Raw genomic sequence first — 15736 nt, 5'->3', positions numbered from 1 at the left:
GGGCATCGGGGGCACTCGAAACGGGGGGCGCAACATTAGCCGAAAGCGGCCCCCGATAAAAGCGTCACAGCAAGGGTTTTATCGCCGGCCAGGCATTTTCCAGCAAGCGCTGCTGGGCCCCCTGCGCGGGGTGGATGCCATCGGCCTGCATCAGCTCCGGCACCCCACCCACGCCTTCGAGAAAGAACGGTACCAGGGGCACCTTTTTTTCCGTCGCCAACTGCGCATAGACCTCGGCGAATGCGGTGGTATAGCGCACACCGTAATTGGGCGGCAGGCGCATGCCCAGCAGAACCACCTTGGCACCGGCCTCGCGGGCGCGGTCGATCATCGAGGCAAGATTTTGTTGCAATTGCCCCGGCGGCTGCCCGCGCAGGCCATCATTACCTCCCAACTCCAACACCACCAGCTCCGGCTTGTGCGCCGCAAGCAGCGCCGGCAGCCGCGCCTGGCCACCGGCGCTGGTGTCGCCGCTGATCGAAGCGTTGACCACCTGGTCGTCGAAACCCTCGTCCTTCAGCCGCTGCTGCAACAAGCTGACCCAACCCTGGCGGGTATCCAGGCCAAAACCTGCGCTGATACTATCGCCGACGACCAGCAACGTGCCCGCCACCGCGCCCTGGGCCAGACAACACAGGGCCAAGCCGGCACTCAACCACCACCTTCGCATCGGATTCTCCATGGGCCCCAGCATTCTCGTTGCGCAGAACCTTAGCAAAGTGGTCCCCAGCGCGGAAGGCGACCTGACCATTCTGCACGCACTCTCCCTCGACCTCGCCCAGGGCGACAGCCTGGCCATCGTCGGCGCTTCCGGCTCCGGCAAGTCGACACTGCTCGGCCTGCTCGCCGGCCTCGACCGCCCCAGCGCGGGCAAGGTCGTCCTGGCGGGCCACGACCTCGGCCCACTCGACGAGGACCAGCGCGCCCGTGTACGCGCCGAGCATGTCGGCTTCGTATTCCAGTCGTTCCAGCTGCTCGACAGCCTCAACGCCCTGGAGAACGTCATGCTGCCGTTGGAACTCGATGGCCGGCGCGACGCCCGCGAGCATGCCCGCAACCTGCTCGAGCGGGTGGGCTTGGGCAAACGCCTGAGCCACACCCCGCGCCAGTTGTCCGGGGGCGAACAGCAGCGGGTGGCGATCGCCCGGGCCTTCGCCGCGCAACCGGCAGTGCTGTTCGCCGACGAACCTACCGGCAACCTAGACAGCCACACGGGCGAGCGCATCAGCGACCTGTTGTTCGAGTTGAACCAGGAACGCGGCACCACGCTGGTGCTGGTCACCCACGACGAACGCCTGGCCCAGCGCTGCCGCCGCCAGATCCGCCTGGATGCCGGACGCCTGGTGGCGCCTCTGGAGCCCTGATGACCCGCCTACCCTTCCCGCACCTGGTCGCCCTGTCACTGCGCCAACTGCTGCGTGACACCCGCGCCAGCGAAGTCCGCGTGCTGTTCTTCGCCCTGCTGGTGGCGGTGGCAGCGAGCACTGCCATCGGCTACTTCGGCGCCCGCCTGAACGGCGCCATGCAGTTGCGCGCCAGCGAATTCCTCGGCGCCGACCTGGTATTGCAAGGCAGCGCCCCAGCAAGCGAACAACAGATTGCCAGCGGCAACGCACTGGGCCTGCGCCATGCCCGGGCGGTTGAGTTCACCAGCGTGGTAGGCGCCGACAACGGCATCCAGTTATCGAGCATCAAGGCTGTGGACCCGGCCTACCCGTTGCGCGGCCAGCTGCGCAGCGCCGCCGCCCCTTATGCCACGGAAACGCCCGGCGGCGGCCCCGCGCCCGGCGAGGCCTGGGTGGAAGCACGGCTGCTGGTCGCCCTCGGTCTATCGATCGGCGACAGTGTCGACGTAGGCATGAAAAGCCTGCGCATGACCCGTGTGCTCACCTATGAACCGGATCGCGCCAACAACTTCTACAGCCTCACACCACGGCTGCTGATGAACCTCGCCGACCTTGACGCCACCGGGGTGATCCAGCCCGGTAGCCGGGTCAGCTACCGCGACCTGTGGCGCGGCGAGGCCGATGCCCTTGGACGGTATCGGCACGCCACACAAACGAGCTTGGCAGCCAGCCAACGCCTGCTCGACACCCGCGACGGCAACCGCCAGATCGGCGGCGCACTGGGCAAGGCCGAGCGCTACCTGAACATGGCCAGCCTGGTGGCGGTGCTGCTGGCCGGGGTGGCCGTGGCGCTGTCAGCCAGCCGCTACGCCGCACGCCGCCTGGATGCCAGCGCATTGTTGCGCTGCCTGGGGTTGTCGCGCCACCAAGCACTAGGGTTGTACTGCCTGCAACTGGCCATGCTCGGCGTGGTCGCGGCGCTGGCCGGCGCCCTGCTCGGCTGGCTGGCGCAACTGGGCCTGTTCCGCCTGCTCGCGGGCCTGCTGCCCAACCAGGTACCGGCCGGCGGCCTCACACCGGCACTGGCCGGGATCGGCACCGGGCTGGTAGCACTGGCCGGCTTCGCCCTGCCGCCGCTGGCCGCCCTCGGCCGCGTGCCGCCACTGCGGGTACTGCGCCGCGACCTGCTACCGATACCACCCAGCAGCTGGCTGGTGTACGGCGCCGCCCTGCTCGCCCTGGGCTTGATCATGTGGCGCCTGAGCCTGGACCTGCTGCTGACCTTCGCTCTTCTCGGTGGCGGCCTACTGGCCGCGCTGCTGCTCGGCGGCTTGCTTCTGCTGGGGCTACGCAGCCTGCGCCAGTTACTGGCCGGCGCGCCACTGGCTTGGCGCCTGGGGTTGGGCCAGCTACTGCGCCACCCCCTGGCCGCCGCTGGCCAGGCCCTGGCCTTCGGCCTGATCCTGCTGGCGATGGGCCTGGTAGCGCTGCTGCGCGCCGAGCTGCTCGACACCTGGCAGGCGCAACTGCCCAAGGATGCGCCCAACCATTTCGCCCTGAACATCCTCGCCGATGACCGTCAACCGTTCGCCGAGCGCCTGGCGCAGATCAACGCGACGGCAGCACCGCTCTACCCGGTGACGCCCGGCCGGCTTACCCACATCAACGACCAACCGGTGCTCCAGCTTGTAAGCAAGGAGTCTACGGGCGAGCGCGCCGTGCAACGCGACCTGAGCCTGACCTGGGCCGCCGAGCTGCCCCAGGGCAATGCCCTGAGCGAAGGCCAGTGGTGGCGACAAACGTCCCCCGCCGACACCCTCCCCGACGTCTCGGTGGAGGCGCAACTGGCGCAGAGCCTGCACCTGAAACTGGGCGACCTGTTGACCTTCGATATCGGCGGTGAACAACGCCAGGCGCGGGTCAGCAGCTTGCGCACGGTGCACTGGGACAGTTTCCAGCCCAACTTCTACATGATCTTCCAACCCGGCACCCTGCAAGGGTTGCCAACCACCTACCTGACCAGCTTCTACCTGGCGCCTGGGCATGACCAGGAAGTGGTCGCACTGTCACGGGCGTTCCCGGCGGTGACTATCTTGCAGGTCGACGCCCTGCTCGCCCAACTGCGCAGCATCCTCGCCCAGGTCACCCTGGCAGTGGAGTATGTGCTGCTGTTCGTGCTCGCCGCTGGCCTGGCGGTGCTGTTCGCCGGGTTGCAGGCAACCCTCGATGAGCGCATACGCCAGGGTGCGCTGTTGCGTGCGCTGGGCGCGGCGCGGCCATTGCTGGTCAAGGCACGGCGTATAGAATTCGGCTTGCTGGGTGCCGTCAGTGGGTTGCTCGCCGCGCTGGGCTGCGAGCTGATCAGCTGGGCGCTCTATCGCTATGCCTTCGACCTTGAATGGGCGCCGCATGCCTGGCTGCTGGTGCTGCCACTGGCAGGGGCCGTGCTGGTGGGCGGTGCGGGAGTGCTGGGCACGCGCAGGGCGCTCAATGCCAGCCCGTTGACGGTGTTGCGCGAGACCTGAATAGCGGCATCAGCCCCATCGCCGGCAAGCCGGCTCCCACAGGGCATTGCACACAAACCGTGGGAGCCGGTTTGCCGGTGAAGGGCTACAGGTTGTAATGGATGCTGCTGACGTACCAGGTCGCTTCGCCCGTAGGGGTATGCACCAGCACCTCGTCGCCTTCCTCTTTCTTGAGCAGGGCACGGGCCATGGGCGAATCAATGGAGATGTAGTCGTTACGCCCGTGGATCTCGTCATAGCCGACGATGCGAAACTTCAGTTGTTCGCCCTCGTCGTTCTCGATCTCCACCCAGGCACCGAAGAACACCCGCCCCTCCTGCTGCGGCGAGTAGCTGACCACCTTGATATCTTCCAGGCGCTTGCGCAGGTAGCGCACGCGACGGTCGATCTCGCGCAGCAGCTTCTTGTTGTACTGGTAGTCGGCATTTTCGCTGCGATCACCCAGCGATGCCGCCCAGGTGACCTTCTGGGTGATTTCGGGGCGATAGACCCGCCACAAATGGTCGAGCTCCTTTTTCAGGGCCTCATGACCTTCCGTCGTGATGATGTTGGTGCTCAACCGTTGTCTCCTCAGTGCAACCGCGGCAGGCGCATGGCACCCGCCGAATGACCGAGCTTAACCAAAAAAACTAAGGGTGACACGCGGCTCAGCGGCGAGTGATCAGGCCCTGGCGGGCAATACGGGTCAGTTGGCCGATGACCTCGGCGGCCTCTTCGGCCGCAGGTGCCTGGATCACAGCCAGGTCGAAACGGTCATTACCGTACTGGCCGAGCTGTGCGCAGCTTTCAAAGAACTGGATGAGGAATGCGCGGGCCTGGCCCTTGCGGCGGGAGAAGCCGTCAAGGTTGCGCAAAAGCGTGGGCTGATGCTGGCCGCCGAGCAGGATGCGCGGGGTACGGGCGGCCTGGTTGGCCGGCAGGGGGTTCAAGCAGACACTGGTACGTGGGCAACTCATGGAGTTTTTCTCCGCCTCGCCAATCTCGCTGGGCAGCGGTGGGAGGCGTCACCGAACCAGCGCTTTAGCGGTATTTCGGATGACCCTTGGGGCTTCTCCTGCGCCCCGCAAGTAGCTGTTTAAATCGGCGCAGTCGGTATGCTAGAGCGTCACGCAATAAGTTACAAGCGGTAGGAGCGCACCTTGTGTCGCGAAAGGGCTGCAGAGCAGCCCCAACCTTGTGCGGTGTCGCGAGGCTTGCTGGGGCTGCTGCGCAGCCCTTTCGCGACACAAGGCCGCTCCTACAGGGGGCGACAGTGAAATCAGCGTGCGATCAGGCGATCCAGCGACAGGCGGCCCGCACCTTCGATGAGTACCGCCACGCTACCGGCCAGCAGCGCCAGGGCGAACTCGTAACCGTTGTTGGACATGAACAGGCCGTTGCCGATGTGCACCGAGAAGATCGCCACCACCAGGGTCACGCTCAATGCCAGGGCCGCCGGGCGGGCCAGCAGGCCGACCACCAGTGCCAGGCCACCGAAGAACTCGGCACTGCCGGACAGCAGCGCCATCAGGTAGCCCGGCGCCAGGCCGATGCTTTCCATCCACTGGCCGGTGCCTTCCAGGCCATAGCCGCCGAACAGGCCGAACAGCTTCTGCGCACCGTGAGCCATGAAGATCACGCCGACGAGGATGCGCACGACGCTCAAGCCGTAACCGGCGCGGGTGGCGAACAGGGCGTTGAGGGAGGAGTTGTTCATGTCTTGCTTCCTTGTTTGAGCAGGTGTGTGTGGGATGAGCACCATCATAATCAATACATCGAATAAGAAAATCGCAATAATCGCGTACTTATAATCGATAAATTCGATTTTTCAGCGTTTCGCCACCCGCTCCAGGGAAGCTCGCTCGCGGTTGAACGCAAGGTAGTATTTGTTGACGCTGTTGACGAAATTCACCGGCCCCATGCCCACCTGCTCCATGGCGATGCGCTCGGTCTGGAAGAACCACTGGTTGCCGTTGAGGCCACGGCGGCGGGCTTCGGCGCGCATGGCCTGGACTCGCTCCGGCCCAAGGTTGTAGGCCGCCAGGATGAAGGCCATGCGTTCGCGGTCGTTGAGTGTGGGGCTGGCGAAGAACTTGCGGCGAATCAGCGCCAGGTAGCGGGCGCTGGCCTGGACATTGCCGTCGACCGTGGCGGTGTTGCTCACCCCCACCCGCTGCGCAGCCGACGGGGTGATCTGCATCAACCCATGGGCGCCACCCGTACCGCGCGCCTGGGGGTTGAGGGTGGACTCCTTGAAGGCCAGCGCCGCCAGGTTCAGCCAGTCGAACTGCTGGTCTGCGCCATGCTTCTGCAACACCGGGCGCAACGACGCCAGGCGCTGGCGGTCCTTGCTTGCCAAGGGGTTGTGCACCCGGTACTGGCGCCGGTAGATACGCTCGAAGGCAGCATCCTGGTTGTCCGGGGCGCGATAGGTGGCGAGGAAGCGGTCCACCGCTGCCCGGAACATTGGCGCATCGCGGCGCACATACCAGCGCATGGCCGCAGGCTGGGCCAACTGCACCTTGCTGTCCAGGCGCAGGCGCGGCATCACCCGCGCCCAGCGCTGGGCGATGGGCCGCTCCACCACGGTCAGCGGGTAAATGCCGGCCTGCACCATCTCCAGCACATCCTCCACCGCCAGTGTTGGGTCGACCCACTCCACCTTGATCGGCGCACGCTTGCGCAGCGCCAGCTGCTGGTTGATCGCCTGGATCGCCGCACCGGCGGCACTGGCGCTGGTCAGGGCGATGGTGCGCCCGGACAGTTGCTCGGCGCGGCTGTAGCTGCGCTCGCCCTTGCGCCCCACCAGCACCAGCGGCACCTGGTCCAGCACCGGCGCACTGGCCTCGACACCCTTGACCAGCGCCGGGTCGAGCAGCTCGCCGGGCGCGGCAAGGTCGCCCTCGCCACGCTGCAACGCCCCGAGCAATTGTTCCTTGGCCCGGGGGATGATCTTGAGGGTGATTTCCTGGTCGTCGGCGACCCGGGCGTTGAGGGCGTGTTCCAGCCCGCGCAAGCGGTAGTACTCGACACCTACCGGCTCACCCTTGACCTCACCGGAGCTGTTGCGGCTCTGGTTGACCAGCACCCGCAACACCTTGCTCGAGCGGATCTGCGCCAGGTCGCGGGCCTGGCTGGCGGGCAGGTGCTGTTGTGGCCCGGGCTCGCTGGCAGTGACCGGCCAGGCGGCCAACAGCCCGAGGGTCAAGACGGTCGTCAGCAGGGTTCGCAGCATCAATAAGAAGGTCCCAGGGCGGTTGGCGGGCACCCTGTGCAAGGGTCATCCGTGATAAATGACGTCAAAAGACCACAGCAAACGTTTGAAGTTCTTGGCTTTTTCGCGATTTCCCGGTTTTTGCTATGCTGGCCGCCCCGCGGCACGAGGTAGCACCATGCAACTGATCGATATCGGCGTCAACCTGACCAACAGCAGTTTCCATGACCAGCAGGCGGCTGTGGTCGAGCGCGCCGTCGAGGCTGGCGTAGCCCAGCTGGTATTGACCGGCACCAGCCTGGCTGTCAGCCATGAGGCGCTGGCGCTGTGCAAGCGTCTGGATGAACGGGGCCAGCGGCTGTTCTGCACCGCCGGCGTGCACCCCCACGACGCCAAAAGCTGGAGCGGCGACAGCGAACGCGAACTGCGCCAACTGCTGGGTCACCCCCGGGTAAAGGCCGTGGGTGAATGCGGGCTGGATTTCAACCGCGACTTCTCCCCTCGCCCGCAACAGGAACAGGCCCTGGAAGCCCAACTGGCGCTGGCCGCCGAGCTGCGCTTGCCAGTATTCCTCCATGAGCGCGATGCCAGCGAACGCCTGCTGGCAATCCTCAAGGGCTACCGCGACCACCTGCCCGCTGCGGTGGTGCACTGCTTTACCGGCGAGCGTCAGGCGTTGTTCGCCTACCTCGACCTGGACCTGCACATCGGTATCACCGGCTGGATCTGCGATGAGCGCCGTGGCACCCACCTGCATCCGTTGGTTGGCAGCATCCCCACCGGTCGCCTGATGCTGGAGAGCGACGCGCCCTACCTGCTGCCCCGCAGCCTGCGGCCAAAACCGAAGAACGGCCGCAACGAGCCTGCCTTCCTGCCCGAGGTGCTGCGCGAGGTGGCGCTGCATCGCGGTGAGACCATCGAGCAGACCGCCGCACACACCACCGCCTGTGCCCGGGCGTTCTTCAACCTGCCTGAGGTTTGTTGACGCATATCAACAAGGGTCCTGGCCTTGGCGGGCACAATGATGGCACCTTGCCAACAATGTTTTTCGCCAATTCAGAGAAGACCTACCATGGGTGCCTGGCTTAGCAATATTTCCCTCAAATACAAGTTCTGGGCCGTCAACGCTGTGGCCTTCGTCACCACCCTTATGCTGGTGCTGTATGCGGTGCACCTCGAGCAGCAGGCCCGCGCCAGCGGCGCCCAGGCGCAGGCGCAGAGCCAGGCCCAGTTGCTGGCCGCCTGGCCCGCCGGGCAACCCTTGCCGCCATTGCCGGGCGTGATCAGCTGGCGCAACGGGCAGACACCGCAAGTCAACGGTGAGCCGCTTGAAGCGCTGCGCGATGCCCAGGGCTGGGTCGAGCTCCCCGGCGCCTGGATCGCAGGCGACAACCCGCTGCGTGGCGCCCAGGTGATCCGTCGGGGCGAGCAGCAGTTCGCAGTGCTCGCTCACTCACCCAGCCTCAGCCAGGTGTATTTCGACCGTTTCAGCAACTACGCGGTGTGCGTGCTGGTGCTCATGCTGGCCATGCTCGGTGCCTCGCAACTGTTGATCCGCTTCCTGCTCAGCCAGCTCAACACCCTCAAGGACGTGATGCTGCACGTGGAGAAGACCGGCGACCTCGCCGCGCGCGTGCCGCTGGCCTGTGGCGACGAAGTCGGGCAGATGGCCGGCGCCTTCAACGCCATGCAAACCACCTACCACCGGGTGGTCAGCACCGTGGCGCGCACCGCCGCCCAGCTCGATTCGGGCGCCGCGCGCCTGGCCGGGAGCATGGACGAGGTGCGCCACGGCATGATCGGCCAGCAGAGCGAGACCGACCAGGCCGCCACTGCGATCAACGAAATGACCGCCACCGTGCACCACATCGCCCAGCACGCCGGCGCCACCCGCGACCTGTCGCAGACTGCGGACACCCTGGCCGGTAGCGGCCAGGCCGTGGTCAGCCGGGTGCAGGATTCGATCGCCGGGTTGTCCAGCGGCGTGCAGCAAACCGCCGAGATGATCCGCCAACTGGCCGAGGACAGCCAGAAGATCAACGGCGTGGTCGGGGTGATCCACAGCATCGCCGAACAGACCAACTTGCTGGCGCTCAACGCTGCCATCGAGGCCGCCCGGGCCGGCGACCTTGGCCGCGGTTTTGCCGTGGTCGCCGACGAAGTACGCAACCTGGCCAAGCGTGTGCAGAACTCCACCGACGAGATCACCACCATGGTTGGCGACCTGCAAGCCGGCACTCGTGACGCGGTGGACTTCATGCAGGAGAGCTCGTACAAGGCCGACGACTGCGTCAAGCAGGCGCGCGAGGCCGGCGAGGCCCTGGCCGAGATCACCAGCGCCGTGGCTCAGATGCGCGAAAGCAACACCCAGATCGCCGTGGCCGCCGAGCAGCAGAGCCAGGTGGCCGAGGAAATGAACCGTGCGGTGGTGAGCATCCGCGACGTCACCGAACAGACGGTGCAGCAGACCGTAGGCTCGGCCACCACCAGCAACGAACTGGCGACCCTGGCCGGTGAGTTGAACAAGGCTATCGGCCAACTCAAGCTCTAGGTTTTTCGGGCTATGGTCACCATAGCCAGCCTCGATTGGCCCCTGCAAAGGGGCCGCACTAAGCTGTGGGCATGTCTGCGAGGAACTGCCCATGAGCAAACGACTGCCCAACCTGCCCGCCTGGCAATGGCGTGGCTATCACCACAACCACCGCCACCCCACCAACCTGGTCCTGCACCTGATTGCCGTACCGCTGTTCATCATTGGTGCGCTGCTGGTGTTGTCGGGGCTGTTCGGGCTGGATCTGTCACAAATCGCCGTGGGCATCATCGCCCTGGCCGCCGGGCTGGGCCTGCAACGCCAAGGGCATCGCCTGGAGGCCGAGCAGCCTGAACCCTTCGCCAACCGCAAGGACGCCGTGCAGCGCCTGCTGACCGAGCAGTTCATCACCTTCCCCAGGTTCGTGCTCAGCGGAGCCTGGTGGCGTGCCTGGCGGGAACGGCACAAGCATCGGCGTTGACCTCATCGCTGGCAAGCCAGCGCCCACAAGGGCCTCAATACCTGACCCGGTGGGAGCGACTGTCTTGCACGGCTTTTCTGTAGGAGCGGCCTTGCCGGGGCGCCGGACCGGCCGGAAAGGGCTGCAAAGCGGCCCCGGCGATCGATGTTGTTACTTAAATGGCTGGGGCTGCGATGCAGCCCTTTCGCGGCACGAGGCCGCTCCTACAGGGGTCGTGCTACCTGCCGGCGATGGGAGGCGAAGCATCCCCAACCGAACGTCAGGCGAACACGGTTACCGTCTGCCGACTCAACGCCAGAAGCTCACCTTCCGCCGTCCACAACTTGGCAGCGGCGTGGCCATAGCCATCGCGCGCATGCTCGGTCTCGACCACATACCGGCACCAGTCCAGCGTCGACAAGCGCGGTGTCGGCTGGACGAACTCGATGGTCCAGGTGAGGGTGCTGCCAGCGGCTGGCCGCTTCAGGTACGGCAGTAGGCTCGGCGGCCAGGCGTCGACCAACGCCAGCAAGTGCGCCACCTCGACCGGTGCTTCGGGCACATCGCGCAAACGCACCCAGCCACCCATATGGCGTGAGTCATTACCGCTGAACGGCAGCCCGCCCACCGCCCAGCGAAACGCCACATGCTGCATGAACTCAGGGGTGACGCCCTTGATGTAGGGCAGCTCCGGCGCGGCCTCCAGCAACGGTTTCATCGGCATGGCCGGTGGCGCATCGACCGCCACCACGCTGGGCCGCCCTGCCCCGAAGCTGCCTTGCACCAGGGTCACCACCTGGCCGTCCTGCACGGCACGCCCCAGCAGCGTGCTGACCGCCTTGCCTTCGCGCAGCACCTCGACCTCAAGGCTGATCGGCACATCCGGCGCCGCCGGGCCGACAAAGGTGATGGCCAGCGAGCGCACCGGGCGATCATCACCCAGCTTGGCACGCATCACCTCGTGCACCATGGCTGCCATCAGGCCGCCAAACACCGCCCGCCCCTGCGCCCAGCCCGGCGGAACACTGACCGCCTGTGGATTCGCCCGCGCGGCCTCCAGCAACTCATTGAAGTTCATCTGCCATTGGCTCCTGCGCAAAAGTCTCGATCTTAACCAGCGCCCGACGGCGCGGCAGCCCGCATATCGGTCATTTGCAGGGGTTATCGGCGCGCCAGGGCCTTGCCCAGGGCCTCGAGGGTGACATCGGACTTGCGCTCGGCGGCGTGCAACTCGTGCTCCCAGGCCACTTTGCAGCCTGCCAAGTCAGGGTGTTCGCGCACTTGAAGCAACCACTGCACGCGATCGTGCCAGTCGCCCAGATCGCCCTGGGCCCGCTTCAGCAGACGCCGCAGCTTGCTGCCCGCGTGGTCGAGCTGCGGGTAGGCCTCGTCGCCATAACGTACACGCTTGATCAGCAGGCGCAGGCGGTGCCGGTCATGGGCCGGGTCTGCCAGCGCCTCGCCCAGCTTGCGCCATTGCTTCTGCAGGCGCTTGTCGACGCGACGGGCCAGGCGCTGGGCAAGCCCTTCGCGATCGGCTGCGCGCAGGAACATCGGGAATGCATCGAGGATCGCCAGCACTCGCTTGAGCTGCGGGCTTTGCGCCACATTGGCGAAAGTGCGCGCCCGGCCCTCCAGACGCCACTGCCCCGCCTGCAGATGGCCACGCCCGATCAGTTGCGCCGCCAGCACCTCACGATCACGCAGCGGCGTGGTCAAGGTGCCCAATGCCTGCGCCGCTTCTTCCAGTTGCTCCACGCCTGGCAGGCCGCACAGCGGCCGCAACAGGCTGCGCAGGCGACGCAGTGTCGTGCGCAGGTCATGCAGCGCTTCACTGTCGGTGTCGGCGGCCAGGCGTTCGCGGCACGCCAGCAGGCGCACGTGCAGGGCCAGTACCTGGACAACCACATGATCGAGCATGGCAGCCATGGTGCGCTCCTTGATCAACGACCGGCGCGGGACTCACGAATGTAGAAACGGGCTTTTTCGGCTTTGTGGGTACAGCCCTCGAACCCTTCGAACTGCTGCTGGGTTTTGGCCCCGGTCAGCAGCGACAATGCCTTGGAGTAGCTCACGGTACCGGCGAACCCTTCGGCCTTGGCCAGGTCCAGTTCCTTCCAGGCGGCATCGAGCTGAGTCGCGCAGCTGTCGCGATAGGCCGTCTTGCCCGCGCAGCCGACCAAGGCCAGGGCAATCAGAGGAAGGGTGATCCAGGCTTTCATGGTAATACCTCAAGGTAGGGAACAAAGGTGGCTGTTCGACGGCGAGGCTAGCAAAAAGTGCCCTGCTCAGCGTAGCCCAGCGCGGGCTACATTGAAGCACAGGTGGCATTGGGTGCATTGTTGGACCATGGTGGCAAAAGTCGTGGGGGAAGATCATGGGTAAACGTGTGGCATTGGTGCTCGGCTCGGGGGGCGCCCGGGGTTATGCGCACATCGGTGTGATCGAGGAGATCGAACGGCGCGGCTACGAAATCAGCTGTATCGCCGGGTGCTCCATGGGCGCGGTGATCGGTGGCATCTATGCCGCCGGCAAGCTCGGCGAGTACCGCAGCTGGATCGAGAGCCTGGACTACCTCGACGTATTGCGCCTGGTGGATGTCAGCTTCCGCCTGGGAGCGATCCGCGGCGACAAGGTGTTCGGGCAGATTCGCAAGATCGTCGGCGAGATCAATATCGAGCAGTTGCGCATCCCCTACACGGCGGTGGCCACTGACCTTACCAACCAGCAGGAGATCTGGTTCCAGGAAGGCTGCCTGCACCAGGCGATGCGCGCCTCGGCGGCGATCCCCAGCCTGTTCACGCCAGTGGTGCAAGGTAATCGCATGCTGGTCGATGGCGGCATCCTCAACCCGCTACCGATCGTGCCGGTGGTGTCAAGCCACTGCGACCTGATCATCGCGGTCAACCTCAACGCCACCAACCAGAAGCAATACCAGCTGCCTGTGATCGAGCGCCCGGCGGCGTTCAAGATGCGCTTCGACTCGCTGATCAGCTCGCTTGGTTCGCGGCTGCCGTTTCGGCGCAAACCGGCCGAGGAATTGATGCGCATCGAGCAGGAAATCACCGCCGACGGGCTGGCACCACCCAACCCCTGGCTTGGCGAGAGCGCCAATCCGGAGGGGCAGCAACCGGCCGCGGCACCGGAAACCGAAGGTGCGCCCAAGTCCGCCACCGGCTCGTTCATCATCGACAACGTCGGGCCTGCGTCACTGCTCGACCTGATCAACCAGAGTTTCGAGGTGATGCAAACGTCGCTGGCACAATACAAGATCGCCGGCTATCCACCGGACGTGCTGATCAACGTGCCCAAGCGGGTGTGCCGCTTCTTCGAGTTCTACAAGGCGCCGGAGCTGATCGCGCTGGGGCGGGAGATTGCCCGGGATACGCTGGACAGTCATGAGGGGGTGCGGCGCTAGCAGAGCGTCGTGCCTGTTCCGGCCTCATTGCCGGCAAGCCGGCTCCCACATCTTGCGCGGTCTCTGTAGGAGCGGCCTCGTGCCGCGATAGGGCCGCAGAGCGGCCCCTGCGATCTTGGCCGTACTCGAGAACCTGGGGGCGCTGCGCACCCCTTTCGCGACACAAGGCCGCTCCTACAGAAGATCTGTGCAAGACGGCCTGATTTCATCTTCAGCCAGAAACCAAACAGGCCGCTTACGCGGCCTGTTTGGTCATTGCTGCTGCACTCAGTAGCGCGTGATGTCGGCGCTGCCTTCGAGCAGTTTGCGGTAGGCGGCGAAGTCCTGGGAACCCGCACGCGAAGCGAGGTAGCGGCGAATCTGCGCCTTCTCCTCGTCGGTGGCGGCGGCACCTTCGTTGACACCCTTGAGCTGCAGGACCACCAGGCTGCCATCGGCCAGTACCACGCTGCCGTACACCGGTTTGTCCTTGGACTCAGGCTTGCCCAGGCGGAACACCGCCTGCAGCTCGGCCGGGTCGATACCGTCCTGACCGCGGGTAGCAGCTTCCTGGACCTTCCAGCTCTGGCTGGCGGCCTTGATCGAGCCATCGCGCAGGCCGGCGATCAGCTTGTCAGCCTTGGACTTCAGTTCGGCAGTGGCTTTTTCCTTGGCCAGTTGCGCGCTGATGTTCTTGGCCACGGCCTCCAGCGGCATCTGCTCAGGCTTGCGGTGCTCCTTGACGCGCAGCACCACAACGGTCTCCGGGTCGAGCTCGATACCGTTGCTGTTGGCGCTCTCTTCCAGCACTTCCTCGCTGAAGGCGGCCTGGATCACCGAACGGTTGGCGGTGATGCCCTCGCCGCCTTCGCGGCCGAACGGCGCGGAGGTGTGTACTTTCAGATTGAGGTCCTGGGCTGGCTGGGCCAGGTCGGAAGCCTCGAACGCGGCATCCTCCAGCTGCTTGGTGGCTTCGACGAAGCGCTGCTCCACCTGCTGGGTCTTCAGCTCGCGGGTCAGCTTGTCCTTCAGGCTGGCGAAGCTCGGTACGTCCGGTGCCTCGACACCCAGCAGCTTGATCAGGTGGTAACCGTACTCGGTGCGTACCGGCGCGGACACCTGGTCCTTGGCCAGCTTGTACAGTGCGTCCTCGAAGGCCGGGTCGTACACGCCTGGGCCGGCGAAGCCGAGGTCACCACCGGTGCTGGCGGAACCTGGGTCCTGGGAGAATTCCTTGGCCAGTTTGGCGAAGTCCTCACCCTTGCCCAGCCGCTGCTGGACTTCCTCGATGCGGGCCCTGGCCTGGGCATCGCTGGTCTTGTCGTTGACCTCGATCAGGATGTGCGCGGCGTGGCGCTGCTCGCCAAGGTTGGCGATCTCCTTCTCGTACAAAGCCTTGAGCTCGTCGTCATTGACCTTGACCTGGTCGAAGAAGGCCGACTTCTTCAGCTCGATGTAGTCGATGACCACCTGGTCGGGGGTCATGAACTCCTTGGCGTGCTGGTCGTAGTGCGCCTTGACTTCATCGTCACTCACCTTGACTGCGGCCGGGTCGGCCTTGAAGGTCAGTGCGGCGAAATCACGGGTCTGCTTCTCCAGGCGGGCGAAGGCGTCGACCTGCTTGTCGGTGACGAAGCTGCTGCCGGCAAGGCCAGTGCGCAGCTGGCCGATGAGCATTTCCTGGGCGAGCATCTCGCGGAACTGCATACGGCCGTAGCCCATCTGGCGGATGACGGCATCGAAGCGCTCGGCGCTGAACTTGCCATCCACCTGGAATTCAGGCGTCTGCAGGATCAGTTGGTCCAGCGCAGCTTCGGAGAAAGCGAACTTGGCGTCTTCGGCACCCTGCAACAGCAGTTTGCGGTCGATCAGCCCCTTGAGCGCGGCTTCACGCAGCATCTTCTCGTTCAACAGCGCGGGGTCGAAATCCTTGCCCAGCTGTTGCATCAGCTGGCGGCGCTGCATGTCGACAGCCTGGCTCAGCTCGTTTTGGCTGATGGTCTGGCCGTTGACCTTGGCGGCGTCCTGGCTGTGGCTCGCGGCCTGGAAGATGGCTTCGAAACCGGTCAGTGCCATCAGCACGACGATAAGGCCAATGATGGTCTTGGCAATCCAACCTTGTGAATTGTCCCTGATATTCTGCAGCATGCGTCCCCCAGAAACGGTTGTACCACTGCGTCGACAACCGCGGAGCGTGGGTAGAGTCCTGATAGAAAAAAGGCGCATCCAGTGGATGCGCCTTTTCGAAGCGAGCGTGCCAGCGGGAACGTTTGCGACCCGCCGTC

At 65.4% G+C, this 15736-nt stretch carries 15 protein-coding genes; 6 read left to right on the top strand and 9 right to left on the bottom strand.

From position 1 onward, the window contains the following. Window positions 1-64: 64 nt before the first annotated feature. Complete coding sequence (locus IX761_RS19195; RefSeq protein ID WP_194791134.1) at window positions 65-670, bottom strand: arylesterase; 606 nt, start codon at window positions 668-670, stop codon at window positions 65-67. Between the two features lie 10 nt (window positions 671-680). On the opposite strand from IX761_RS19195, the gene IX761_RS19190 reads away from it, so the two are divergent. Then, a complete protein-coding gene (locus tag IX761_RS19190; RefSeq protein ID WP_194791133.1) occupies window positions 681-1364 on the top strand; it encodes an ABC transporter ATP-binding protein in 684 nt (227 codons plus the stop codon). Then, window positions 1364-3871 carry an ABC transporter permease gene (locus tag IX761_RS19185; protein ID WP_194791132.1) on the top strand — a complete coding sequence of 836 codons (2508 nt, stop codon included), beginning with the start codon at window positions 1364-1366 and terminating at the stop codon, window positions 3869-3871. The genes IX761_RS19190 and IX761_RS19185 overlap by 1 nt, the downstream gene beginning before the upstream one ends. Window positions 3872-3956: 85 nt before the next feature. Here IX761_RS19185 and greB read toward each other — a convergent pair whose 3' ends face one another. The 4 genes from greB to IX761_RS19165 all read right to left on the bottom strand — a co-directional run bounded on the left by greB (window position 3957) and on the right by IX761_RS19165 (window position 7085). After that, window positions 3957-4430: a transcription elongation factor GreB gene (gene greB, locus IX761_RS19180; protein WP_194791131.1), complete on the bottom strand. Its 474-nt coding sequence runs from the start codon at window positions 4428-4430 to the stop codon at window positions 3957-3959. Window positions 4431-4518: 88 nt separating this feature from the next. Further along, the gene (locus IX761_RS19175; RefSeq protein WP_194791130.1) at window positions 4519-4827 is read right to left on the bottom strand and encodes a hypothetical protein; all 309 of its coding nucleotides are present in this window, start codon (window positions 4825-4827) and stop codon (window positions 4519-4521) included. 302 nt (window positions 4828-5129) lie between these two features. After that, on the bottom strand, window positions 5130-5567 hold the full coding sequence (locus IX761_RS19170) for a DoxX family protein (protein ID WP_194791129.1): 438 nt from the start codon (window positions 5565-5567) through the stop codon (window positions 5130-5132). A gap of 111 nt (window positions 5568-5678) precedes the next feature. Continuing rightward, the gene (locus IX761_RS19165) at window positions 5679-7085 is read right to left on the bottom strand and encodes a transglycosylase SLT domain-containing protein (RefSeq protein ID WP_194791128.1); all 1407 of its coding nucleotides are present in this window, start codon (window positions 7083-7085) and stop codon (window positions 5679-5681) included. Window positions 7086-7242: 157 nt separating this feature from the next. On the opposite strand from IX761_RS19165, the gene IX761_RS19160 reads away from it, so the two are divergent. The 3 genes from IX761_RS19160 (at window position 7243) to IX761_RS19150 (ending at window position 10075) form a co-directional block, all read left to right on the top strand. Next, complete coding sequence (locus IX761_RS19160) at window positions 7243-8049, top strand: TatD family hydrolase (RefSeq protein ID WP_194791127.1); 807 nt, start codon at window positions 7243-7245, stop codon at window positions 8047-8049. Between the two features lie 87 nt (window positions 8050-8136). Further along, window positions 8137-9615 carry a methyl-accepting chemotaxis protein gene (locus tag IX761_RS19155; RefSeq protein ID WP_194791126.1) on the top strand — a complete coding sequence of 493 codons (1479 nt, stop codon included), beginning with the start codon at window positions 8137-8139 and terminating at the stop codon, window positions 9613-9615. Window positions 9616-9706: 91 nt separating this feature from the next. Then, a complete protein-coding gene (locus IX761_RS19150) occupies window positions 9707-10075 on the top strand; it encodes an Mpo1-like protein (RefSeq protein ID WP_194791125.1) in 369 nt (122 codons plus the stop codon). Between the two features lie 259 nt (window positions 10076-10334). Here the strand turns inward: IX761_RS19150 and IX761_RS19145 are convergent, their stop codons facing one another. From IX761_RS19145 to IX761_RS19135, 3 genes are all read right to left on the bottom strand, one after another. Further along, complete coding sequence (locus IX761_RS19145; RefSeq protein ID WP_194791124.1) at window positions 10335-11132, bottom strand: acyl-CoA thioesterase; 798 nt, start codon at window positions 11130-11132, stop codon at window positions 10335-10337. A gap of 83 nt (window positions 11133-11215) precedes the next feature. Continuing rightward, complete coding sequence (locus IX761_RS19140) at window positions 11216-11983, bottom strand: CHAD domain-containing protein (protein WP_194791123.1); 768 nt, start codon at window positions 11981-11983, stop codon at window positions 11216-11218. A gap of 14 nt (window positions 11984-11997) precedes the next feature. Continuing rightward, complete coding sequence (locus tag IX761_RS19135) at window positions 11998-12276, bottom strand: hypothetical protein (protein ID WP_028692631.1); 279 nt, start codon at window positions 12274-12276, stop codon at window positions 11998-12000. Between the two features lie 155 nt (window positions 12277-12431). On the opposite strand from IX761_RS19135, the gene IX761_RS19130 reads away from it, so the two are divergent. Then, window positions 12432-13472, top strand: a complete 1041-nt coding sequence (locus tag IX761_RS19130) for a patatin-like phospholipase family protein (protein WP_194791122.1) — start codon at window positions 12432-12434, stop codon at window positions 13470-13472. A 267-nt stretch (window positions 13473-13739) separates the two neighbouring features. On the opposite strand, the gene IX761_RS19125 is transcribed toward IX761_RS19130, so the two are convergent. Then, the gene (locus IX761_RS19125; protein ID WP_194791121.1) at window positions 13740-15599 is read right to left on the bottom strand and encodes a SurA N-terminal domain-containing protein; all 1860 of its coding nucleotides are present in this window, start codon (window positions 15597-15599) and stop codon (window positions 13740-13742) included. Window positions 15600-15736 lie beyond the last annotated feature (137 nt).

Origin of the sequence: Pseudomonas sp. UFMG81, assembly GCF_015354575.1 — a bacterium.
Classification (GTDB): domain Bacteria; phylum Pseudomonadota; class Gammaproteobacteria; order Pseudomonadales; family Pseudomonadaceae; genus Aquipseudomonas.
Note: the sequence above shows the minus strand (reverse complement) of the source record. Positions and strands in the feature narration are given on the sequence as shown.

Excerpts from the sequence above, each read along its gene's own strand:
- IX761_RS19195 (WP_194791134.1), bottom strand. The coding sequence starts at position 670 with ATGCGAAGGTGGTGGTTGAGTGCCGGCTTGGCCCTGTGTTGTCTGGCC.
- IX761_RS19145 (WP_194791124.1), bottom strand. The coding sequence starts at position 11,132 with ATGAACTTCAATGAGTTGCTGGAGGCCGCGCGGGCGAATCCACAGGCG.
- IX761_RS19140 (WP_194791123.1), bottom strand. The coding sequence starts at position 11,983 with ATGGCTGCCATGCTCGATCATGTGGTTGTCCAGGTACTGGCCCTGCAC.
- IX761_RS19130 (WP_194791122.1), top strand. The coding sequence starts at position 12,432 with ATGGGTAAACGTGTGGCATTGGTGCTCGGCTCGGGGGGCGCCCGGGGT.
- IX761_RS19135 (WP_028692631.1), bottom strand. The coding sequence starts at position 12,276 with ATGAAAGCCTGGATCACCCTTCCTCTGATTGCCCTGGCCTTGGTCGGC.
- IX761_RS19175 (WP_194791130.1), bottom strand. The coding sequence starts at position 4,827 with ATGAGTTGCCCACGTACCAGTGTCTGCTTGAACCCCCTGCCGGCCAAC.
- IX761_RS19155 (WP_194791126.1), top strand. The coding sequence starts at position 8,137 with ATGGGTGCCTGGCTTAGCAATATTTCCCTCAAATACAAGTTCTGGGCC.
- IX761_RS19170 (WP_194791129.1), bottom strand. The coding sequence starts at position 5,567 with ATGAACAACTCCTCCCTCAACGCCCTGTTCGCCACCCGCGCCGGTTAC.
- IX761_RS19160 (WP_194791127.1), top strand. The coding sequence starts at position 7,243 with ATGCAACTGATCGATATCGGCGTCAACCTGACCAACAGCAGTTTCCAT.
- IX761_RS19185 (WP_194791132.1), top strand. The coding sequence starts at position 1,364 with ATGACCCGCCTACCCTTCCCGCACCTGGTCGCCCTGTCACTGCGCCAA.
- IX761_RS19190 (WP_194791133.1), top strand. The coding sequence starts at position 681 with ATGGGCCCCAGCATTCTCGTTGCGCAGAACCTTAGCAAAGTGGTCCCC.
- IX761_RS19150 (WP_194791125.1), top strand. The coding sequence starts at position 9,707 with ATGAGCAAACGACTGCCCAACCTGCCCGCCTGGCAATGGCGTGGCTAT.
- IX761_RS19165 (WP_194791128.1), bottom strand. The coding sequence starts at position 7,085 with ATGCTGCGAACCCTGCTGACGACCGTCTTGACCCTCGGGCTGTTGGCC.
- IX761_RS19125 (WP_194791121.1), bottom strand. The coding sequence starts at position 15,599 with ATGCTGCAGAATATCAGGGACAATTCACAAGGTTGGATTGCCAAGACC.